Annotated in this window: 21 protein-coding genes; all 21 read right to left on the reverse strand. The window is 59.3% G+C overall.

Going from position 1 to position 21,856, the window contains the following annotated elements:
• Positions 1 to 70: 70 nt before the first annotated feature.
• Complete coding sequence (locus C816_RS06815; RefSeq protein WP_016321656.1) at positions 71 to 853, reverse strand: hypothetical protein; 783 nt, start codon at positions 851 to 853, stop codon at positions 71 to 73.
• Between the two features lie 29 nt (positions 854 to 882).
• Positions 883 to 1,632: a hypothetical protein gene (locus C816_RS06820; RefSeq protein WP_016321657.1), complete on the reverse strand. Its 750-nt coding sequence runs from the start codon at positions 1,630 to 1,632 to the stop codon at positions 883 to 885.
• A gap of 1 nt (position 1,633) precedes the next feature.
• Positions 1,634 to 2,272 carry a YodL domain-containing protein gene (locus tag C816_RS21680; protein ID WP_016321658.1) on the reverse strand — a complete coding sequence of 213 codons (639 nt, stop codon included), beginning with the start codon at positions 2,270 to 2,272 and terminating at the stop codon, positions 1,634 to 1,636.
• Complete coding sequence (metK, locus tag C816_RS06830) at positions 2,269 to 3,402, reverse strand: methionine adenosyltransferase (protein WP_016321659.1); 1,134 nt, start codon at positions 3,400 to 3,402, stop codon at positions 2,269 to 2,271. Before metK ends, C816_RS21680 begins: the two co-directional genes overlap by 4 nt.
• Complete coding sequence (locus tag C816_RS24815; protein WP_016321660.1) at positions 3,392 to 4,255, reverse strand: DUF3846 domain-containing protein; 864 nt, start codon at positions 4,253 to 4,255, stop codon at positions 3,392 to 3,394. The genes metK and C816_RS24815 overlap by 11 nt, the downstream gene beginning before the upstream one ends.
• Positions 4,245 to 4,634: a hypothetical protein gene (locus tag C816_RS06845; protein ID WP_016321661.1), complete on the reverse strand. Its 390-nt coding sequence runs from the start codon at positions 4,632 to 4,634 to the stop codon at positions 4,245 to 4,247. Before C816_RS06845 ends, C816_RS24815 begins: the two co-directional genes overlap by 11 nt.
• Positions 4,624 to 5,145 carry a gamma-glutamylcyclotransferase family protein gene (locus C816_RS06850; protein WP_016321662.1) on the reverse strand — a complete coding sequence of 174 codons (522 nt, stop codon included), beginning with the start codon at positions 5,143 to 5,145 and terminating at the stop codon, positions 4,624 to 4,626. Before C816_RS06850 ends, C816_RS06845 begins: the two co-directional genes overlap by 11 nt.
• The gene (locus C816_RS06855) at positions 5,138 to 5,389 is read right to left on the reverse strand and encodes a hypothetical protein (protein ID WP_040655219.1); all 252 of its coding nucleotides are present in this window, start codon (positions 5,387 to 5,389) and stop codon (positions 5,138 to 5,140) included. Before C816_RS06855 ends, C816_RS06850 begins: the two co-directional genes overlap by 8 nt.
• A 10-nt stretch (positions 5,390 to 5,399) precedes the next feature.
• On the reverse strand, positions 5,400 to 6,389 hold the full coding sequence (locus tag C816_RS06860; RefSeq protein WP_016321664.1) for an amidoligase family protein: 990 nt from the start codon (positions 6,387 to 6,389) through the stop codon (positions 5,400 to 5,402).
• On the reverse strand, positions 6,386 to 7,531 hold the full coding sequence (gene dcm / locus C816_RS06865; RefSeq protein WP_371254364.1) for a DNA (cytosine-5-)-methyltransferase: 1,146 nt from the start codon (positions 7,529 to 7,531) through the stop codon (positions 6,386 to 6,388). Before dcm ends, C816_RS06860 begins: the two co-directional genes overlap by 4 nt.
• Positions 7,521 to 7,823: a hypothetical protein gene (locus C816_RS06870; protein WP_016321666.1), complete on the reverse strand. Its 303-nt coding sequence runs from the start codon at positions 7,821 to 7,823 to the stop codon at positions 7,521 to 7,523. Before C816_RS06870 ends, dcm begins: the two co-directional genes overlap by 11 nt.
• Entirely contained in the window at positions 7,816 to 8,745 is a 930-nt protein-coding gene (locus C816_RS06875) for a ParM/StbA family protein (protein ID WP_016321667.1), read from the reverse strand. Before C816_RS06875 ends, C816_RS06870 begins: the two co-directional genes overlap by 8 nt.
• A complete protein-coding gene (locus C816_RS06880; RefSeq protein ID WP_207636899.1) occupies positions 8,742 to 9,275 on the reverse strand; it encodes a hypothetical protein in 534 nt (177 codons plus the stop codon). The genes C816_RS06875 and C816_RS06880 overlap by 4 nt, the downstream gene beginning before the upstream one ends.
• Before the next feature lie 41 nt (positions 9,276 to 9,316).
• The gene (locus C816_RS06885) at positions 9,317 to 9,991 is read right to left on the reverse strand and encodes a DUF4240 domain-containing protein (protein WP_016321669.1); all 675 of its coding nucleotides are present in this window, start codon (positions 9,989 to 9,991) and stop codon (positions 9,317 to 9,319) included.
• A complete protein-coding gene (locus C816_RS06890; protein WP_016321670.1) occupies positions 9,988 to 10,422 on the reverse strand; it encodes a DUF4240 domain-containing protein in 435 nt (144 codons plus the stop codon). Before C816_RS06890 ends, C816_RS06885 begins: the two co-directional genes overlap by 4 nt.
• On the reverse strand, positions 10,419 to 11,564 hold the full coding sequence (locus C816_RS24220; protein WP_016321671.1) for a hypothetical protein: 1,146 nt from the start codon (positions 11,562 to 11,564) through the stop codon (positions 10,419 to 10,421). The genes C816_RS06890 and C816_RS24220 overlap by 4 nt, the downstream gene beginning before the upstream one ends.
• A 2-nt stretch (positions 11,565 to 11,566) precedes the next feature.
• Positions 11,567 to 11,977: a hypothetical protein gene (locus tag C816_RS06905; RefSeq protein WP_016321672.1), complete on the reverse strand. Its 411-nt coding sequence runs from the start codon at positions 11,975 to 11,977 to the stop codon at positions 11,567 to 11,569.
• Positions 11,974 to 12,723 carry a hypothetical protein gene (locus tag C816_RS06910; protein ID WP_016321673.1) on the reverse strand — a complete coding sequence of 250 codons (750 nt, stop codon included), beginning with the start codon at positions 12,721 to 12,723 and terminating at the stop codon, positions 11,974 to 11,976. The genes C816_RS06905 and C816_RS06910 overlap by 4 nt, the downstream gene beginning before the upstream one ends.
• Positions 12,720 to 13,643, reverse strand: a complete 924-nt coding sequence (locus tag C816_RS06915) for a ParB N-terminal domain-containing protein (RefSeq protein WP_016321674.1) — start codon at positions 13,641 to 13,643, stop codon at positions 12,720 to 12,722. The genes C816_RS06910 and C816_RS06915 overlap by 4 nt, the downstream gene beginning before the upstream one ends.
• Positions 13,643 to 14,047, reverse strand: coding sequence for a single-stranded DNA-binding protein (locus C816_RS06920; RefSeq protein WP_016321675.1), 405 nt, complete (start codon positions 14,045 to 14,047; stop codon positions 13,643 to 13,645). The genes C816_RS06915 and C816_RS06920 overlap by 1 nt, the downstream gene beginning before the upstream one ends.
• Before the next feature lie 85 nt (positions 14,048 to 14,132).
• A complete protein-coding gene (locus C816_RS21685) occupies positions 14,133 to 21,773 on the reverse strand; it encodes a SpaA isopeptide-forming pilin-related protein (RefSeq protein ID WP_016321676.1) in 7,641 nt (2,546 codons plus the stop codon).
• Positions 21,774 to 21,856 lie beyond the last annotated feature (83 nt).

The following is a 21,856-nucleotide window of genomic DNA, read 5'->3' on the forward strand; positions in this document are numbered from 1 at the left end:
TGGTGAAAAGGCTATCACGATATTCAACAAAGAAACAGGTGGAAACCCGGCGAAAGCGACAGGGGGCAGACTACCTGTCCTTTGGCTTTTCCCTCCTTTTGGAGCCCTTTTCCCGGCGAAGCGGCTTGCTCTGGCGGAACGCCTCCGCAAACCGCCGTTCCGCCAGCTCCCGCCAGAGGGGGTTGTATTCTACCTGAACACGGTTTTTCTCCACTTCAAAGGTGATTTGGGCGGCGACGGCGGGACAGGTTTTGAATATGGCAGTCATGGCCTGGGTCATCTCCGGGTCGTTTCCCATAAACAGCCGGTGGGAGGAATCGTCCGCCTTGGCGGGGCAGGTACTCTTGTCGTTCCACAGCAGCGAGACAGCATTGATCACAGGGACAGCGTGTTCCCTGGCAAAGTTTCTGGCCCGCAGCAGGGCCATTTCCGGATGGAAGCAGCCGAAGTCCACGGTGTAGAAGGTTTTCAATTTATTACCCTCCCGGACCGTAAGCAGAGCCAGAGGGCTGTTCTCGTCTGCCGACCGGGGCGTATGGAAGTACATCAAGCAGCCCTGATCCGCCAGCGCGGCGATCTGTTCCAACGTACTGCCGCTTTGCATATACACAGCGGCGGCGGCCATCTCGGAAGGCAGGAGCGTGGCGCAGGAAATGGACTCGTAAACAGCCTGTACTGCTTCCGGGCTGAAATTGTTCGCAAGGAAGCCGAAGACCGTGACCATCTTCTCTAAAAAGCTGTGGGAGAACTCGTCGCACATATCCAGCCCGTAGGCGTACCACGCCTCCGTGGCTTTGGCGTTCGGGCGGGGGACCAACTGCTGGAGCTGACGTTCAAATTCTTCTCTTTTCATAGAACCTCCCCGAACTATTGTCTTGTACTTCATGCGGCGCTCCGAAGCGCGCCCTGATCTTCCTGCCGGAAGAGGGCGTCGATGTCCGAGAAGCGCTGAGTGCGGTTGAATTTTTCTGTCGCCTTTCCAGGAATGGCCTGGAGTTCCAGCATCCTGGCCCACAGGTCCGGGTGATGGTCGTAAAGGTGGCGCAGTTCCGCCCGCTTGGCATTGGGGCAGAACCAGCAGCCGCCCCGGTCCGTGAAGGCGTAGACAGGCGAAAGGAGCCCCGCGCGATTGCAGAGCTCCCAGGCGTCTTTTTCTGTGAAGTTGTACTTTTCCAGCAGGGAAATCTGTCTGCCGTCCTCCAGGCGCAGCAGACGGTCCGTTTCATCCTGGGCGATGCCGACGTACTGCACGGTCCCAGGAGGAAGGGACTTTTGATACCGCTCAATGGGCCGGACCTTGCAGTCCCGCTGGACGGCGCACTTCCCGCACAGGGGGAAGGAGTGCACCATGCCCTTCTTCGGGCCGCGGGTGATCCTGCCGGTGAACAGGTCCACATAGGTCTTCTGAGCTCGAAGGACGATTACCTTGACCCCCATTCGCTCCAGGGCGGGGATGGCGGTTTTGTAGATGAAGTCCCGGTGTTCCGGCACCTCGCCGGAAATGTCTTTGTTGAACATGACTTCGCAGTAGACCGCCTCGTCCAGAGGCTCGTTATGTTCCAAAGCCAGCAGCAGAGTCGCCAGAGAGTCCTTGCCAAAAGAACAGGAGGCAATAAATTTGGTCCGTTCCATATCAGCGCTCCTGACGGGGCGGCTTCCGCTTCCGAATAGGCGGGTTCAGGAACCGCTTTGCCTCTTGGAAGCCAACCGTGTCCACGTAGTACGCCTTTTCCTCCCCGCCCCGGTTCAGGACGATCACGTCGCTCATGGACAGGGACCGCATCCGCTGTCCGAAGGGGCGGCTGCCCCGGTTGTGCTTGGCGTACAAAGCCTCCAGGGTGACCTTGGGGGCGAGAACGCCCCGGTAGGCCCGCTGGTAATGGGCCATGCGCAGCTTGGCCTTCGCCTGCTCGTAGGGCATGAAGGCGTACGACGCGGCGCTGGCGTCTTTGAGCTGGTAGATGGTATAGGTGTCGCAGACGTCGCCCTCTTTGGGATGCTCGGGAGCATAAACAGCCCCGTTCCGCTCCTGGATCTCAGCGAACTGGCAGATGTGGAAGGTTTCGCCGCCGATCCGGGCGTGTGTGGCGTCAATGTACCGGCAGGGGAGGATTCTCCGGTCATCGCCGAAGGTGGTGAGGGTGATATTCTCTCCGTCCGGCACATGGAAGAGGGTGTTGTAATCGCTATCGATGAAGCGGACTAACCCGCCGTCCGCCTCGTTCGGGAAAGCCAGAACACCAAATACATTGACGGGGGTATCGCCGTTCATCGCGCCTCCCTTTCACAGGCTTCCGCCAGGGCGGCGGCCCGGTTCGTCTGCTCCCAGGGAGCGTCCTGGTGGGTGAAATGCCCGTAATTGCAGAACGGAGCGAAGATGGGACGATCCAGCCCAAGGGCCCGGATGATACCGCCGGGAGTCAGGTCGAACACCTGCCGGACTGCCTGTTCCAGAACCGCCTCCGGGTATCGTCCGGTCTCATGGAGGTTAATGTCCACGGCCACCGGCTCCGCCCTGCCGATAGCGTAGGCGAGGCCGACGGTACAGCGTTCCGCCAGACCGGCGGCCACGATGTTCTTGGCGACGTACCGGGCCATGTAGGTCCCGCTGCGGTCTACCTTGCTGGCGTCCTTTCCGGAGAGCGCCCCGCCTCCATGGGGGACGAGGCCGCCGTAAGTGTCCACCATCAGCTTCCGGCCCGTCAGGCCCGTATCCGCCTCAAAGCCGCCCAGGACGAAGCGCCCGGAAGGGTTGATGAGGACCTCCGTTTCGTGGTCGGGGTAGAGGTCCCGCAGGGCGGGGACGATGACGTGGCGGGTGACCTCCTTCCGAAGCTCCTCCAGATTTTTCTCCTCATCGTGCTGGCAGGAAACCACCACGGCGGCGATCCGGGTGGGCCTGCCCTTGCGGTATTCCACGGATACCTGGGCCTTGCCGTCCGGACCGAGGCCCTGGATGGTCCCCAGCTTGCGGGCATTGGTGAGCATCAGCGTCAGCCGGTGGGCCAGGACCACGGGCAGGGGGAGGAGCTGGGGCGTCTCCGAACAGGCGAAGCCGTACATGATCCCCTGGTCGCCAGCCCCCATCTCACTGGAGCCGCTCACGGCGCCGGCGATGTCGCCGCTCTGATCGTGGGTGATAACCTCCACTTCGTAATCGCAGGAATAGCCGGTTTCCCGTACCGTCCGGCAGACGATGGCGGGGATGTCCGGCAGCTGCCGGGCGGTGATCTCCCCGGCGACAATGATTTTTCCCGCCGTGGCCATGGCCTCGCAGGCCACATGGGCGGCGGGATCATGCTTCAAACAGGCGTCCAGAACGCAGTCGGCGATGGCGTCGCACAGCTTGTCCGGATGGCCCTCGGTGACCGATTCGGCGGTCAGGATGTAGTTATCTCTCATGAGTCTTTCCTCTTTTCTTTTTTTGTTCTGTGGGTTTTTCGGGGGAATCAGGCGCTTCCAACGGAATGGCAAGCAGATGGGGATGATCAAACATCTCCTTGTAAGAATGAAGCTGGAAATCGGTCAGGGAAATGAAATTTTCGCCGCCCACTCCGACAATTAGAAAGGTCCCGCAGAGAACGTCATACGGATCGCCATAGCAGTCGCAGAGGAGACGGTTGGGAGGCAAATTCAGGTTTTTGCCCTCGGCGTTGCAGATAATGGCAGCAGACTCCGTACAAGGAGAAACCATTTCAATTTTCCCGCCGGCAACACCCTGCAGGGACTTGAGATCGGGAAGGATTTCCCGCACCTCGCAGGGCTTCGTCGGCTCAACCACAAGGACCTTAATCGTTTGTTTGCTCATTCTTTCTTCCCTGGGCGGCAGCTCCGCCATCCTCTCCAGCTTGTCTGTTTGGTAGCAGTAAATGTAAAAATTGTAATTTCCCCGCAGGGGCAGGAAGCGCAGATAGTAGCGGCGCTTAGGGGTATCCACCCGGAAGCCGTAGTAGTCCGTACCGGCTGCGGGACTCATCCGGGCCTGCTCATGCTTCCGGCAAAAACTCTGCATGGCGCTGAGATCCTTGAGGGGGCCGTCCTTCCGCAAGGTGTTGACCACCTCGTCCAGCTCGTCCTTGAACTCCTGGTCCTTCAGTTCCCCCTGGTGGTCCCACCATGTGGTCCAGAACTCCGTCCCCCGGCCAAAATCTCCCCGCAGGTGGCCGACGCAAGCCTGTTCCTCGTCGCTGCCGGAGAAGGACAGAAGTTCCTCATCTTTGCCAACCACATGGAGCGAATATGCTTCAGCGCTCATGGCCCTTCGCCTCCTTCTTTTTGGGAGACAAGGGTTTCTCCGGCGCGGGACCGTGCTCCCGCTCAATCTCCATTTGCCGAATCATTTTCACAACTTCCCGAAAAGCCAGATAACGGTGAATCTGCTCCGGGTCATCTGTAATGACGCGAATTGTTTCCCACAGCGGGGACCCATGATGGCTGATATCCGACTGAACAACCAGGGCGGGCTTATCTCCCTCCTCCAGCATGACGCGGGCGCCGCGAATATCCTCGGCGCGGTCGTACAGGCCATAGGTCAAGCCAACGCATTTCAGGGTCTCCAGAGCGTCCACGGTGGTGTACACGCTGCCGGTGGAGATATGAATCTCGCCGGTTAATGAAACTTTTTTACCGTTCATGCGGTTTTCCTCCTTTCGGCGGTCTGCCGCGTCTGATAAACCCGGCGTTGATTCGTTCCGTTTCCGCGTGGATTTCCTGCACAGTGTGCTCCCACGCTTCTTTTAGAAAAGTCACCGGCAGGCCGTTCTGACGGTAGCCCTCCAGGATGACGGCGTAGTAGGACTCGGAGGGCATCATCGGCTCCCGGAACCGCTCGTCCATGATATAGGCCATGGCGGACAGGGAGCGGCCCTTGTTGTCTCGAACGGACACCGTCCGCTTGTCGTAAAAACGGGGATAGCCCTCGTAATTGTCCAGAGACCGCTCACATTCTGGCGTAATGCTCCACAACAGGCCATGGACGGTCCCGCCCTCCTTGGGAGCGATGGAGGCAAAGCCATTTCGACGAAACAGCAGTTCATAGCCCTCCAGCATTACCGGCCCCACCACCGTGGCGTCCGGGCAGCGGCAGGCCATCTGTTCCAGGTTGATGTTGCTGCCATAGGCGAAATACAGTCTCCCGTCAGCCATCCTCCAGCACCTCCAGGGCCCCGGCCTTGGCCAGCAGGGCGAACATGGCGCGGGCCTGCCGCTCCAGACTGCCGTTTGGCAGGGGACAGTCCAGATCGGTGGCTCTCATGAAATTGCTACGGAGCTGCCAGAGGTAGCTCTCGGCGTCGGGAAACTCGGTGGGATCAAAGGCGGTCAGCCGGAGCTGGTCCAGAATTTCTGTCCCGGTTCCCTCATAGCTCCTTGTATCAATGCGGATTTTCATGCGCAATAAACTACCTCTCATTCTCTCGGTTTCGTTTTTTCCTTCTGTTCACCTCATAGCTGTCCTTATCGTGGCGCCACGCCCGGTCTCCGCTCAAATTGGCGAGAAGCAGGTCGCGGGTCTCCTTGAACTCATCGCCGTTAAGGCCCAGGCGGACCAGCCAGACCCGGAAGGTGAACAGCTCGTTGTCGCTGCGGGTTTTCTGCATGACGGTACTCCGCTGGACGATGGCCTGGGCGGACATGGCGAGGCACAGATGCACATAGGCCGCCGCCTTGGCGGGGTCCAGGGTAGAATTGAAGCACCGCCATTCGACGGTGCCGCAGTAAAAGACGGAGTGGAGGTTCAGGGCATAGTAGCGGGATTTGTTGTAATGGCTATGGCGGTCTTGATCTTCATTCTCAAAGCCTTCATACCAGATATTCTCCAATCGGGTAAGGTCCGGCGTTTCCTCCGCAGACAGTGTTCTGGCCTCTTTCAGCATCGGCTCCCTCACCTTCCGGCACCAGCGCCGCGCCCGCTCCTCATTCACCTGCAAGGCTTTGAAGAGGAGGTCCTCCTTAGAATACATGATGCTGATCAGGTTTTTGAGGCTCTGGCGGTTGTGGTTGGAGGCGTCCACATGGACGTGAAGCCCGCAGGAGTCGTTCACCTTCGCGCCGATGGCTGTTACCCGCCGCATACACTCCTGGAGGCGGGGCAGTTCAGCATAGGTCAGCTTGGGGGTGACCATCTCCACCTTATAACGCTTTCCTTCTTTGGAATATTTTTCGAGCCGCAAATATCCATCTTCGCTCTGACACTCCGGGTGGATACTGCTGTCGCTCATGAGCTTCCATTCTTTGCCCGCCGGGTCCTTCACGATCCAGGCGTCATAGGTGCGGCCATAATACCGGGGTGTTGTGCCAAAATAATCCGCCAGAGCCCGAGCGGCCTCCTCTCGGGTGATTCCTGTCATTTCTATCTCCACGCCGAAGCACTGTTCCTTCATCCCGATCATGCCGTTTTCTCCTTCTGGAGCTCGTCATCCACGGCCCGGATACGGCGGCCTATGGCCTCGATCACATTGACCGTGACGCTGTTCCCGGCTTGTTTATACGCCTGGGCATCCGAGGTGATAGCCAGGAGGCGGTCGATCTGGTCCTCCTCGAAGCCCTGGAGCCGGAGGCATTCCCTGGGCATGAGGCGGCGGATTCGTCCGCCCCGCTCCACGATGCCCTGCACACTGGCGGCGTCATGGGCCAGCTTGCTGACTCTGCCGCCTCTGGTTTTGCTGCCGGGATAGCCCAGGTCCACGCTGTCGCCGGGGACGGCCTCTTTGTAACCCTGCTTGGTGGGTTCCCGAACCAGCAGCACCCCGGACCGTTCCCGTGGATGAGTGGAAAGGCTTGTCTGCCCATAACGGGCCGTGAGACATCGGGCGATCTCCGTCCGTTCCGGCGCGCCCTTGCTCAGGTCCACGAGGTACAGCCCGGTCTTGGCTCCGGTGCCGCCGGAACCAGCGGTTTGCGTGCAGGCTACTCCTTCGACGTCGTAGACCCGGTAGCCCTGGGGACCGCCGATGAGCTGTATAAGAGCCTTTTCACCATTTCCGAAGACAGGTAATATTTTTCCGGCGCATCGGGAATCAAGATAGCAGATAAGGAACAGCCTTCTCCGGGATTGCGGCACGTTATGAGCGGCGCTGTTAAGCACAGACCACTCGACATGATACCCCAGGTCGCCCAGCGTGGAGAGGATGGCCGCAAATGTCCGCCCCTGATCGTGTGACAGGAGTCCGGGTACGTTTTCGAGAAGCAGATACGAAGGCCGCTTTGCTTCAGCCAGTCGGGCAATCTCAAAAAAGAGAGCGCCTCGGGGGTCAGCGAAGCCAAGTCGATGCCCTGCCATTGAGTAGCTTTGGCAAGGAAAACCTCCGCAAAGCAGGTCGAAGTCCGGCATTCCGCCGGGGTCGATTTCTCTGGCGTCTGGATAATAGCATTCCTCCTCCCCAATGTCGTGCATGGCACGGTAGCTGGCGTCGGCGTATTTGTCGATCTCACAGTGGCCGACACACTGGAAACCGCCCGCGCGGTCCAGCCCGGCCCGGAAGCCGCCGATCCCCGCGAACATATCAAAATAGCGAATCAGTTCATTCTTCACCTCCGTCGTGCTGCAGCGCAAGCAAAAAACCGAGGACATTTTCATCCATGTCCCCGGCCTGTGGCTGCACAGGTTTTTCTGTTGAAGGAACAAAGCTGGCGCTGCCCAGCTCCTCCCGGATGGCGGCGCGGACCGCCTCCAGAAGGCTGTCCTGCTCCCGCACCCGGCAGACCGCCCGGCAAACGGCCTCCGTCCGCTGCCCCGAGGGGATGGCGCACAGCCGTTTCCATGCCTCCCGCTGGAGAGGAGAAGCCATGGAGAGGGAGAGGTTCAATCTCCTCTTTTCAGCCATGGCCAGCGCCCCTCGGCAGGAGGCCCGCCAGCCGCTCGTAACCCTTGGCGTTCAGGCATACGTCATCCAGGATGACCGGGCGGCACAGGCCGTCCGAGGCCCGGACATGGCGCTTCAGCAGGGCGGCGCCGCCTCCCAGGAAGACGGCGGGCATGGCCCGGATGTCCAGGCCGCTCTCCATGATGGCGGAGAGGAGGCGGTGGGCGTAGGCGTCCGCTTCCCTCTGAATGATCTCCCTGGCCCGCCCGTCCACGCTGCTGGCGTCATTTCGGAGCACGCTCTCAATTTGTGCCGCCGTCATGGACAGGCCAAGAGAACGGCGCACCTGCTCCGCGATCTCATCCAGGCAGCGGATCATGCCCAGCTCCAGGCTCCGGCAGGTGGCGGCGTTGGGGATCCGGTTATCCAGGCGCATCAGGTCCACCGTCCAGCCTCCAACGTCCGCCAGAATGACGGAAGGCTCGTTCAGCAGCTCCGGCTGGGTCAGCACGGCGGCGTAGCCCTGGGGGAACAGGGACACCTCCGTGATTCTGACGGTGTACGCGATTCCCTCGAAGCGAAAGAACACGGGCCTGCCGTCCCGGAGGAGGTAGGCCCGGAATTTCTTCTTGTCCCGCCCAAAGCCGGTGAGGGGAAGCCCTGCCGCCAGATGGACGGAGGCTGTGGCGTCCGCCTTACGGCAGGCCAGCTCCTTGGCGACGGCGGCGAGGGTCAGGAGGTAGTAGTCATCCGTCAGGGTTTTGTCCTTCTGGAGCGGCTGGCGGCCGCTGCCCACCACATAGAACTTGCCGTTATACTCCAGCACATCCTGCTGGGTATACGGCTCATGCTCGTACTCCACCAGCCCGGTGGGGAAGGAAACATGGGCGCTTTTCATGGCGGCGTAGCCGTGATCCACGCCTATGGCCAGGGTATCGCTCATCGGGATTCACCTCGTTTCCGCTGTTGCTGCCGTTTCTGCTCCAGCTTCTGCTTCCGCTCCTTACACCAGGGAGCCATCGCCACTTCATCTTCCGTCAGCATAAAGCCGCCCTTGCTCCGCCAGACTCGAACGGAGAGCTCCCCATGGGAAGGAGAAGCAGGGCACTGGAGCGCTTTATTCCCAAGGCCCTCGTCGAAAAGGCTCCGACAGTATTCCTTCAATGCCAGAAGCTCTATAGCCTCCAGATCGCCGTTCAGGCGGCAGACAGCTGTACCGAAAAATTTCCCTTCCACATCCTCCACCCCAAGGCTCAGGGAGGATACCTTGCCGGCCAAATCCCGGAAAGCCTCCAGGGTTAAGAAGTCCGCTTGGAACAGACTGGTCAGGTCCGTTTTGGGCGGGTCCGCTGCGAGGGCCGTCCGGATAGCGCTGTGGTATTCAGAGAAACGTTCCCTGACAGCGTCGCTCATAAAGTCCGGGTCGGGCATCTCCATTGTGCTGTCCTCCCGGCCCAGATCGGTCACATCCACACGCAGAGAGGTATACAGCTTCAGTTCCTTGTTTTGATCGCTTATCTTACATCACCTCGTTCCTTCTTGACTTTTTTACTTTTCTGAGCGGTGGCGCGGGCCTTTTGAATATTGGGGTTATTCAAGTTCCAGGTTCCGATATCCACCTTTTGTTTTTGAAACATTTCTTCCGGCATATACTTGCGGCACAGGCGGGGCAGGTAGGCGGGGACATCGGCGGCGTCATAGGGATATCCGATTCCGTCGCCATACACGACCTCCTGTTCCAGCTCCGATTTCAGCGCCTGAAACCTAGCGGGATCAAAATTCTCATATGTGCTCCGGCCCGTGAGTTCCTCGTAGGCCCGCTCTCCCATATGGGGGAGGCAGTCAAAGCGCTGGTCCTGATAGTCCGGCGCGTCAACCAGGGAGTCCGGGTCTTTCAGCGCGGCCATGTACACACCCTTGCCCTGGGCCACCAGCCATGTGCGGAAGTCCATAAAGCCGTCATCTGTGCAGCCGCCGCGCTCCATGACGGAGGCGGCGGTCCACAGGCCGTACTGATCGGCCAAGCTGCTGTAGGCGTGGGCAAAGTCATCGAACCTCTTGGCCTGCTCCGGCCCCAGGTCCATCAGCTGCTCCATCAGCCACTCGCCGGGGCCGCTTGGATGTTCCTTCGCCTGGGCGATCAGCGCCCAGAAGGTTTCCTTGTTGATCTCTGCAATAGGCTGATTCACCTGCTTTCACCGCCCTTCTGTTTGCCGGACCGCGCCCTTTTCCTTTGGGGAGCTGCCGCCCTTGCCTTTTGGATGGCCGAGTCGTCATGGTTCCACAGACGCCCGGTATAACAGCCGTTCTCCTGGATGATGAGCGCCGCGTTCCACAGACCGTATCTGTTTGCCAATTCCATGTAGCCGTGCATGATGCTGTGGAAATTCAGAATTTGTTCCGGCTTCATCGCCAGCAGGTGGTCCGTCAGCCAGTATACGGATTCTTTGTGATTTCCGCCGCAGGAGGCCCTTGCCTGATCAATCAGCATGATTCTGGTGTATTCGCTCCGGCAATGATAGCTTACCGCTTGAAAGGGAATGGCGCGGCCGGGAGCGTCCCGGTTGATGATGTCAATCTGGAGTGGGCTGTACAGCCTCAGTTCTACGGTCTCGCTCATCTGCTGTCCTCTCCTCTCTGGGGCCGGGGACGGACGTGGGCCTTTGCAGTCTCCAGTTCCTCTTTGGTGCGGATGAAAAAGCCGTCGTATTCCCAAAAGGAGACATAGAGGTCGCCATAGTCTGTCTTTCGTGGCCGCTGCTCATAGCCCTCGCCCCAGCCGTCGGAATACTGTCCCATGCAAAACTCCTTCAGTTCCTCCAGCTCACCAGGGCTGAGGGCGCCCCTGACTTTACAGACGGCCACGCCGAACAGCTCCCCATCTACCTCCTCAACGTCTACGCTGATGGAGAGAACTTTTTCATCCACAGCCTTCGAGCCGTCAAAGTAGGTCATGAGTCCCCGTTCGGCTTCCTCCGGCATCCGCTCATCCTCAATGCCCTGGCGGATGATCGTCTGGAAGCCCGTCAGGTTTCCACCCGTCAGAATTTGAGGCCCGCAGCCGGGTTCCTCCTCCGGGTCCGCCTCAAACAGCTCGGCATACAGGGGGCTGTAGAGCTTCCATTCCGTAATTTTTTCTTCCGCGGTAATCACCTCTGTTTTTTGAGATTTTTGAGTTTCCTCCGAGGCAAGCAGGTCCCCGAAACCCATGCGCTCCAAGACCTTCCGGTACAACTTCCGCTCAAATGCCAGATACTCCGGCGCGGAGGTATCCACCTCCCGCAGGACAGCTTCTTCGTAGACGGTCCCGGTCACGATCTCCCAATCCACCGCGCCGAACCGGGCGGCGGTCAGCCAGCGCAGAAGCTGGCGGCCATCCATCTGCTCAAACAGGCCGCGGCTGTCCTCGTAGGCGAAATAGCTGTACAGGTCGATGCCCGTCATCTTTTTCGCCGCGCGGAACAGTGTGAAGCCCTGGGGGTCCAGGCTGGGGGAGACCGTCTCATAAAACCGGATCATCTCCGCCAGGGAGGACAGCTTTGGGCTGTAGGCGTCCAAAGCGGCTTGCAGGGCAGCCGACTTTTTCTCGGAAAAATTTGCCCGGCGCCGGGCCTCGCTGTAATCGCCGCTGAGGCGCTGGCACTCCAGTTCGCTCTTTTCCAGAGCCTTTTGCGCTCGATCCAGCTCTCTCTGTGTGGTTTCCAGGCGGACACAGGCGGCGGGATACTCCCGGATCGCCCGGAGCATTTCTCTCGGGCCCATGGTCAGCCCGCCTTTCGGAACCGGGCGAGGAACCGCTCCAGCACATGAATGCGCCCGCCCACCTTCATGGAGGATACCTCCAGGCCGTTCATCTGGCTCTGGATGCGGCGGCGAATGGCCTGGAGGGCCTGCCGGTCGTTGCAGCACTCCAGCACGATGTACTCGCTGCCGCGGGCCAAAACCTCCCGGCGGCCCTGCTCGTCCCGGATGCTGGCCATGAGCCGCTGGCCCAGCTGCTTCCGGTAACGGTCCTGGAGAAGCTCCGTGTCGCCGGAGACGTTGTGCTTCTTGAGAATAGCGGCGATTTCGCCAGAGCTGATTCTCATATTGGTAAACAGTGTGTTCAGAATTTCATTCTCCGCCTCCGGAGGCAGAATGGGCCTGCCGGGAGGACCTGTGGTTTTTTGCGTCATCGTTCGGTTCCTTCTTTCTTTTTCAAATTCGGTTTTTTCTGAGCGTCGGCCTCCTTTTTCATATCCCGCTCCATTCCATCCGGGGACCAGACGAGAATGCCGCGGAATTCCTTCGCCTGATCCGCAGGGAAACCGTCTGGAGGCGGCCCCGAGGCGGAGGCGGCAATGGCAGTCCGCAGTTTCGGGTTTTTGGAGGATTTGTAGTGGTAGCAGTGCTCTCCCGCACGGTAGACTATGCTGTCACACAAACCGTCCTGCTGTGTGATAAAATGCTCCACTGCCCGCTTTTCCAAAAGAAACACAGGCTGTATTTCCTGCGCAAACTGCCGCCCTATGCCGTCTATGTACTTGGCCATGCCGCGCACATTGCCGCACTCAAATTCCGGCGCAAAAAAGCCGTATCGTTCGCTGAACAGCGACCATTTTTTCCTTCCGGCGCAGTCCAGACGGACCAGAAAATACTTGCCGTCCCGCTTCCCGGACAGCGGCTCGAAGCGGACGTCGTCGTACATAGGGCCGGAGACCAGGGCGTTGTTCTTGAACCAGATGTAATAATGGTCCAAAATAAAAGGGTTGGTGACGCCCATGACCACTTTGGCGATCTTCTTCAGCCGTCCTGCCAGGGCTCTGTCTTGGCAGAACCAGTCGTACCAGCCCGCCCCGCATTGTGTGTGAATGTCCGGGCTGTCGTAAAATCCGGCCTTGAACTGCTTCTGCCACTGGCGGATGGAGATTTCTTCTTTCACGAAGACGCCTCCTCTCCCTGCGGCAGAAGTCGTTCCAGGACGTCTGCGATGGCGGAGAAGGTTTCCGCCAGCTCGCGGGCCTCTTTGACAGAATCCTCAATTTCGTCGGGCCGCATACGGGTGTTCTCCACCCAGATACGGACGTTTTCCTCCGTGGGGGTCAGCAGGACGGCTCGCTCAAAGGCTTTACAGAAGAGAGAAGCGATCTTGCCCCGGCGGTCCGCCTCAGCGTCGATGGCCTGGACCTCCTTTTTCGCTTTCAGAAGCTCCACCGCCTGGGCGGCGGCTTCCTCTCGTTCCTCCTCCGGCAGCTCCTGAACCTGACGGGTGATGTTGTAGCCCTGGTTCACGGACAGGTCCCCGCTGTCCAGGGCCTCCTTCACGGTGGATGGGGCGTGCTCATCAATTTGCATGACCTTGCCCATGGTGACCTCGCCAATGCCAACCGACTCAGCCAGTTCTTTCCTCGTGCTGACAGGAGGGAGCGCTTCTGACAATGTTGTCAAAAGCGCTCCCTCTCCAGATTTGTCTCCTCCGGCCGCAGCCTGATTGGCCCTGGCCTTCGCCTCAATATCCGGCCTCAGCTTCAGGGCGATCTTGCCCAGCTCCCACTTCTCCAGGTTCCGGCGGCCCCGCTGGTTCTCAATGGCCCAGCGTTTCGCCTCCAGCAAGTCCTCAAACGAGAACACCGCCATTTTATACGGAATCCCGTGCTCCTCACACAGCCGCTGGCGGTTATGTCCGTCGATGATGACCATATCCTCATTGACGATGATAGGCGAGTAGCATCCGTTTTTCAGCAGGTCCGCTTCCAGGGCGGCCAGCTGCTCCCCCGTGAGAGGGGGGAGCAGCTCTGCCATCTCCGGCAGCACCACCGGGGTCCGGTCCGCGCTGCCATATTCGACGCCAGTGTTCCGCATTAAGCGATGGCCTCACTCTCAGGCATCCCGCAGGCGGCGGCCTCCCGGTTTGCTCTGGCAGCGTCAATGGCCCCGGCGGCCTCCCGCGCCTTTCTGGGGGAAAGCACTTCCACATCGCTGGCCTTGATGAGGAAGCCGGGCTGGCGGGTGGGGTCCTCGGAGGGCACAACGGTTTCGAAGTCCCCGGCGGCGGCCAGCTTGCAGCCCTTATAGGCCATGGCGGCGCAGCGTTCCGCCAGGGGGCCGCGGACCTTGATGGAGATAAAATCGGTGAGGCGGGTTCCGTCCTTGGCCCGGTAGCGCCGGTCCGAGGCGATCCGCAGGATGGCGTAGGGCCTGCCGTCCTCCTGAGTCTTCAGCTCCACGTCGTTGGTCAGGTTTCCGGTTGCGGCAATTTTTAGCATAGACAGTCTCCTTCTTTGGTGATATATTTATAATGTATAGGACTACAGGCGGCCCGCCGGAAAGCGGACCGCCTGGGCGCGGGAATCAATAGCCGGTACGGGGCAGTTTGGGCACGGAGGGCTTCTTTCCGTAGACGGTGGTCACCCAGCGGCTGACCGCCTGGACCCATACGCCTTGGTAGGTGCCGCCCACGTCCGCCTTGTTTACAAAGGAACTGGCGGCGATGCTGGACACGGCCTTGCAGTGGATCATGGGCTTCTCCACCTGGGCGAAGCCGCCGGGGACCTGCCCAAAGACGAACATGATTTCTGTGACCCGCTCGTTGCTGGCGAGGCCCAGAGCCGTGGCGGAGGCGGCGAGGGTGTAGTTTTTCTGGGTGGAGAGGTTGTCCGCCAGGGTCTGGGGCTCTCCTCCGTTCACCCGGTAGGTGATCTTATAGGTTCCGGGGAAGTTATAGGTGCCGGTGACGATCTTCTCCAGCCGCACCTCGGCGGGAAGCGTGTCCCGCCAATAGAAATTGTCAAGGCGCACGTTGGAGCTGTTGGCGATGCCGGAGAATATGTAATTGACCGGCTGGCCCGCCATGACCTCGGCGGGGCCGGTCTTGGTGATGGACACGCCGGTGGTCATGCTCTTGTTTGTCACTTCGAAGCGGACGATCTGGCCTTCGTGCTCCAGGTATGCTGTCAGGGGCGTTTCGTTTACGCCGTAATTGGCGGGCGCTTTGACCTCCCGGATGGTATAGCGGCCCAGAGGGAGCTGACGGGAAACGGCGAGGCCCCGGCCATCGCTGCGGATGGTGTCCACGAGGTTGCTGGCCTTGTCGTAGATTTCAAAGACCGCGCCCTCCAGCAGCGTTCCGGCGGGGAGGCCATTGGTGGAATTGTAGTCGGCGGATTTCTTTGTGATCTGAATCTGACCGGAAATGGGGGTGTTCTCCCACTCCACTAGGGTGGTCTCCCCGGGCTTTACATAGACGGTTTTCATCTGGGTGTCCGTGATGTAGCCCTCGTTCTCCAGTTCCCGCAGGTAGTAGCGGCCTGCCGTGGTGATGCCCTCGATGTACACATACCCGGAATTGTCGCTGGTGTACTGCCCGATGGGAGTGTTGGCGCTGTCGTACAGCAGGAAGCTGACGCCATAGATGCCTTTCTTGGTGACAGAATCAACCTTGTGAATTAAAATGCCCGAGAAAGCCTTGTTCGTCACCGTGAGTGTGGTGGTTTCGCCATCCTTGATGGTGAAATACTGCGGGGTTTCATCGACCTTGAAGCCCTTTGCGGCCTCAATCTCGACGGCATAGTAATCCCCGGCGTCCAGGTCCGCATGGACCCGGCCCGTGGAATCCGTAACGACGGTTTCCACCAGAGCGCCGTCCATTCTGCGGATTTCAAACTTGACGTTGGGAATGCGCTGGGTTTTGTCGGCCTCGTTGACCTTGATCAGCTCCAGGCCGCCTGCGGGGACATTTTCAAAGGTGATGGTCTGGGTGTCATTGGCGTTCACCTGGACAGTCTGGCGCTTGGTGTTCGGATCGATGACATAGCCGGGGAGCGTTTCGATTTCCTCCACGATTATCGTGCCCACAATACCGGGGATTTTGATCTGGCCCAGGGAATCCGTCGAGTAGAGACCGTTGGAGGAAATCTTTCCGCCATCCAGGTCCACGTTGGAGCCGTCGGCGTAGGTGATTTTGAATTTCACACCCGCCAGCGGCTTCTTGGTCGCGGCGTCGATCTTGTTGATGATCAGCCCTCCGGCTTTCTTGTTCCAAAAGGTCAGGCTCTGGGCCTCGCCCTCCTTGATGAGGATGCTCTGGGGCTGACCGTCAAGGATATAACCGTCCAGGGTCTTGGTTTCTTTGACGGTGATGGTCGTGCCAGGGGTCAGGCCGGGGATGGAAATGCGCCCATCCTTGTCAGTGGTATAGTAGCCGCTGTTGGGTCCCACGACAGCCCCGGAACTGTCTGTTACCAGAAATTCCACACCAGCCAGCGGCTCGTTGTCGCTGCCGTCGATGAATTTTTGAATCGTCAGCGTGTTGGCGGGGATGTTGTAAAAGGTTGCCGTCTGTGTTTCCTGGGGATTGACCGTAATAGTCTGGCTCTCTCTGCCCGGTTCGATGGTATATCCGGGCAGGGGCCGGGTTTCCTTGATTACAACGGTCCCCACGATGCCGGAGATATGGATTTCCCCGTGGTCATCAGTCGTATAGAGGCCCTTGCTGGAGAGGTGTCCATTGTCTGTGTCAACGTAGCCGCCCTCAGCATAGATAACCTCAAATTCTACGCCAGCCAGAGGCTTTCCGGTTTGCTTATCCAGCTTGCGGATAATCAGCGAACCGGCGGGTTCATTCCAGAAGGTGAGATTCTGAGCCTTGCCCGCCTCGATCTTGATGCTCTGGGGACGGCCATCCAGGACGTAACCGTCCACGGTTTTGATCTCCTGGGCGGTGATGGTGGTGCCGGGTTCCAGGCCCTCCAGCACAATCTCGCCCGCATTGTTTGTGTAGTAGATGCCTCCGTCGGGATTCAAGGGCTTGCCGGAGCCGTCCACCACTTTGAAGGCTACGCCAGCCAGGGGTTCGTTGGCGGTTCCCTCAATGTACTTGTGGATTGTCAGCGTCATCTTGGGGTCATTCTCGAAAGTGAGATCGTTGTTGCCTCCGCTGGAACTTCCTCCGGAACTGGTCCCGCCGGAAGAGCCGCTGGTCCAGCTGTTGCCGGAGCCGTTTTTCACGATGATGGTCTTGGGCGTGGTGTCCAAAACATAGCCGTCCGGGACTCTGCTTTCAGACACCACAACGGTGCTGCCGGGGATGAGGCCCGTTACTACGACGGTCCCGTCCTTTCCGGTAGTGTAGCGGCCCAGCACATTGCCATTGCCGTCCTTGACGGTAAACTCCGTGTTGGGCACAGGCTTTCCGGTGACAGAATCCAACTTGGTCAGCGTCAGGCTGCACATGGGTTCGTTGTAGAAGCGAAGGGTCTGGGTGTCCTGGGGATTGACCACGACGGTCTGGCTCTTGCTGTTGGGGTCCATGACATAGCCGTCGGGGGCCTTTTCCTCCGTGACCACCAGGGTTCCGGTCACTTGGGTGATCTTGATCTGCCCGTTGCTGTCGGTGGTGTAGATGCCGTTGGAAGAAAGTTTGCCGCCCTCGGTGTCGACCACGCACCCGTCGGCGTAGAGCACCTTGAACTGTGCGCCCGCCAAGGGGGCCTTTGTGACGGAATCCAGTTTTTCAATGATGAGAGTTCCGGCCCGTTTGTTCCAGAACGTGAGGCGCTGTACCTCGCCGCCCTTGATGAGAATGTCCTGCGGAGTCCCATCCAGCACAAAACCGTCCACAGTTTTGATCTCACGGGCCTTCACAGTAGTGCCGGGTTCAATGCCGCTCAGCACGATCTCGCCGGCCTTGTCCGTGTAATAGGTCCCATCATCAGGGCCGACCGCCGCTCCGGAGCCGTCGGTGACCTTGAACGCAACGCCGCTCAGAGGCTCGTTTTCGGTGCCCTCAATGAACTTTTGAATAATCAGTGTTGTTCCGGGCTGATTGTCAAAAATCAGCCCGTTGGCCACACCGGAGCGGACGACGATATTCTTCGGCGTCTGATCCAGAATGTAGCCCTTCGGCGCTTTCTGCTCAGACACGACAACGGTAGCGTTGGGCTTCAGGCCGGAGACCGTCACAGTACCGTCGGCGCCGGTGGTGTAGAGCCCATTGTTGGGGCCGGCCACATGCCCGTCGCTGTACTGGACCAGGAACTGCGCCCCAGCCAGAGGCTTATGGGTCACGGCGTCCCGCTTCAGGATGGTCAGGGTGCAGAGAGGGGCGTCATAGAATCGGAGTGTCTGCGTGTCCCCGGCGTTGACCACCACCGTCTGGGGCGTGGGGTCCTTCTCATAAAAATCAGGGGCTTTGTCCTCCGTCACGACATAGGTGCCGGGCTGAATTTTGGAGATTACGATCTGCCCATTCTGGTCTGTGGTATAAAGGCCATTGCTGGAGGTGAGTCCCTCATTATCGGGGAGCAGCTCTCCATTAGCATTGGTAATTTTGAACCGTGCTCCGGCCAAGGGTTCCTTGGTGATCTTGTCATACTTTTCGACAATGAGCCCGCCCTTCGGAGTATTGGTCACGATGACCGTTTGGGTGTCTCCGTTGGGGCCAATTACCACGTTTTTGCTGGGTTCGTCCATGACATAGCCTGCCGGGGCCTTGACTTCCGTCAGCACATACGCGCCGGGAGCAAGATTGGAAATCCGAATCTCACCGTTGGAATCTGTGGTAAAAATGCCGTTCTGCGTGAGCGTAGCGGTACCAATCACGCCGTCCAGACCCACCTCGCAGCCAGCGGCAGTTGTCACACGGAACTGAGCGCCGGGGAGGGGCTGGCCGCTGACGCTGTCCCGCTTCTGGATAATCAGTTTTCCCTTGGGCTGGTTTTTGAAGGTCAGGCTGACCGTCCGGCCCTCCTTAATTTGGACGGTCTGCGACTGCGTGTCAATGATGAATCCGTCCGGTGCCTTGGTCTCCGTTACGATCACGCTCTTGCCAGGCTTCAAACCCTCAATGCGGATTTCTCCGTGGGTGTCGGTCCGGTAAATCCCATTGGAATCACCAATCAAAGTTCCATCCGCGTAGGTGACCTTGAACTCAGCGTCCTGGAGGGTGATGCTGGGGTTGACGGAGCAGACCTTCCTGATGAGGAGATTTCCGTCCGGCGAATTATCAAAGGTCACAGTAATGACATTCTGCACGCCGTCGTCCGAAATGTAGACCGTTTCAGAGGAATTGATGATGGAATACCCATCAGCGGGGTCGATCTCCTCCACGATATAGGTGCCCGCAGTGAGGCCCGTCCAGATGCAGGTGCCGTTTTTCCCGGTGACCTTCTGCCCGATGACCGTGCCGCCCGTGCCGGAGGTGCCGCCCAGGAAGCGGAGCTGGAAGGTGCAGCCAGGCAGGGCCTCGCCGGTAACAGAGTCATACTTCTCAACGACGATCCCGTTTAAGGGTTCGTTCTGGAAAGTGACGGTTTTGCTCTCGTTTCCGTGGATAATGACCTTCTGTGTGGTGGGTTCCTTCATCTGGAAGCCGGGGGCAGGAGCCACTTCCGTGATGGTGTACTCACCAGGATAGAGACGCTTGCCCTGTTCGTGCAGCTTGATCTCGCCCCTGGCGTCCGTGAAGATGTAGCCAAAATCAATGGCAGCCGGAGCCTCGGCGGCTTCGCCGTTGCTGGTGTAAGTCACATGGAACTTGGCCCCCTCAATGGGAGCGCCTGCCACGCTGTCTTCCTTGAAGATGGTCAGCTCGGGGGCCTTGCGGTTCTTGAACGTCAGCTTCTTCACATCTCCGGCGTTCAGGGAAACCGTTTGCACCCGGTCGGCGTCCTTGTCTGGGAGGAAGTAAGGCGCGGGGACGGAAATCTCCGTGACCCGGTAGGTGCCGGGCTCCACCCGCTTCGTTACCATGCCGTCCGGCCCGGTCTTCCAATCGTCCTGGAAATCACCGTTGATGGCCTCCACCCGGAACACGGTGTCGGGGATCGGCTCCTGACTGTCCGCGTCGATCTTATAAAGGGTCAGCTCCGGCTTCTTCAGGTTTTCAAAAATGACTTCCTTCTCGTCGCCGCCGTTAAGGGAGATCGTCTTGGTCCGCTCCTCGCCAATCACATAGGGCTCGGGAACGGACTGCTCGGTGATGCGGTAGCTGCCGGGGGCGACCCGCAGCTCCACGGAGCCGTTGGCCTCGGTGGTCAGGTTCTGACGGTAGTCGCCGTCAATGGCCTCCAAAAGAAAAACGGTGCCGGGGATTTTTTCGCCGGTGCCCTTCTCCACTTTCGAGATTTTGAGCAAGGGCTGCTTGAGGTTGTCGAAGATGAGCTGCTGATCGTCGCCAGCCCCCAGCCAGATCGTCTGGGTGGGCTCGTCGCTGACAACCCAGGGGTCCGGGACGCTCTTTTCCGTGACCTCGTAAGAATCCACGGGAATGCCTGTGAGGACCGCTTTGCCGTCCGGTCCGGTGGTCACGTCGTCGTGGAACCCGAAGTGGATGCCTTTGATCTCAAAATGGGTGTCCGGGATGACGTCGCCGGTCTGAGCGTCCCGCTTCAAGATCGTCAGGTTCGGCAACCTCTTATCCGCCGCGGAGACGGTAATAGTCTCGCCGCCGTTGATGTCTGCCTGATCTACATGGACGATTACAGGGTCCTCCAGCTTGGCCCAGGGGGCCGGAGCGGACGCCTCCACAAAGGCGTACAGGCCCTCAGTCACATCCGTCACCGTGATACTGCCGTCTTCCTTGGTGGCCTCGGTGCCGATGATCTGCCCGTCCTTCAGGATATTAAAAACAGCGCCGGGGAGGGGATTGTTGGAATCGTCCAGCTTGATGAGCTGAATTTTTACCTTGCTGTCATTTTCAAAAACGAGGGAAACATCGGATTTTCCATCCCAATGGAAGCTCTGCTTCACCTTGCTTTGGTCAGAGCTTTTCGTGTAGCCCTTCGGGGGAGTCATCTCCTCCGCCACATAGCTGCCGATGGGCATGGAATCCCAGGGCACATCCGTCAGCCAGCCGCCCTCGGCGGTTGTGTAGGTTCCGGTGAAAGAATTGTCCACGCCGGTGATCTTGATCACCGCTCCGGCGAGGCCCTTGGAGGGATTATCCGCGTCCACTTTACGGATGCTGCCCTCGCTGGTGATGGTGGTGCTGTCCCGGAAGGTGACCGTCACAGTATTATTCCCATTGCTGGGCAGGGTGACATACTGCGGGGCGGCGCTGTCGATTTCATAGCCCTCCGGGGCAGAGGTCTCTGTCACGGCATAAGTTCCGGCGCTGAGGCCGCTGATCCGGTAGGTGCCGTTCTGGCCCGTGACCACGTCCTTGGAATAGGAGCCGTTAGTGGATTCGATGTGGAATCCGGCCCCAGGAAGGCCCTTGCTGGGATTGGTAGCGTCCACCTTCTTGACGATGAGGACGTATTCCTCCTGCTCAACGTGTTCCACCGTCAGGTCGCCCAGGATGATCTTCTGCACAGACCCGGCGGGGTGGGCGGAGCTGCCGGCACCAGTGAAGGTGTATTCATACACAGCGCACTTGCCCCAGACGCCCTGGCTGCCCAGCTCCAGAATGTACTGGGTCCGGTCCCGGAAGGAAGAGTTGCCCTGCTTCTGATCGATGCTGGTGTAGTGGGTGCCCTCCAGGGAATTGTAGACTGCCATCAGTTCCTCGGCGCAGGCCACGACAGGGTCGCTCATGCTGCCCTGCTGATAGCGCCAGATACACGCTTGAACCCAGGCGTTCATATACCAGCGGTAGCCCGCGTTCCAGACGTCGTTGACGCCCAGGGCAATGGCCTCATCGGTGAAAACGCCGGTGGAGTGGGCATAGTAGTAGGCCATCATGGTTTCCACGGTGGGGTCCGAGATGGACCGCTTGTTCCCCCAGGTCTGGCCCTGGAGAGAGTTCCCCATGTCGCCGCCCTTGGTGCCGCAGAAGCCGGTGGTGGTCTGGTTTCCGTTTTTGAAGGTCATTTCATGGAGCGTGCAGCGCCCCAGGGCCGCGGACTCATAGGCCACGCCGGAGTGGCCGAACTCCTTCAGCGTGATGGTATCCCCGGCGGCAAAGGCCGTGGTGGGGAACAGGCCCAGGACGCAGATCAGCGCCAGCAGCAGGGACGTCAGGCGCGTTCGCAGGGAATGATGTTTTTCGTTCATAAAGGGTTCCTTTCCATTTTGAATTTGGCAACGAAAAAAGGCCCATTGGCGTCTTGCCAATGGGCCTCCGTGTGGTATGAAGC

The sequence above is a fragment of the Oscillibacter sp. 1-3 genome, from assembly GCF_000403435.2.
Lineage (GTDB): Bacteria > Bacillota > Clostridia > Oscillospirales > Oscillospiraceae > Oscillibacter.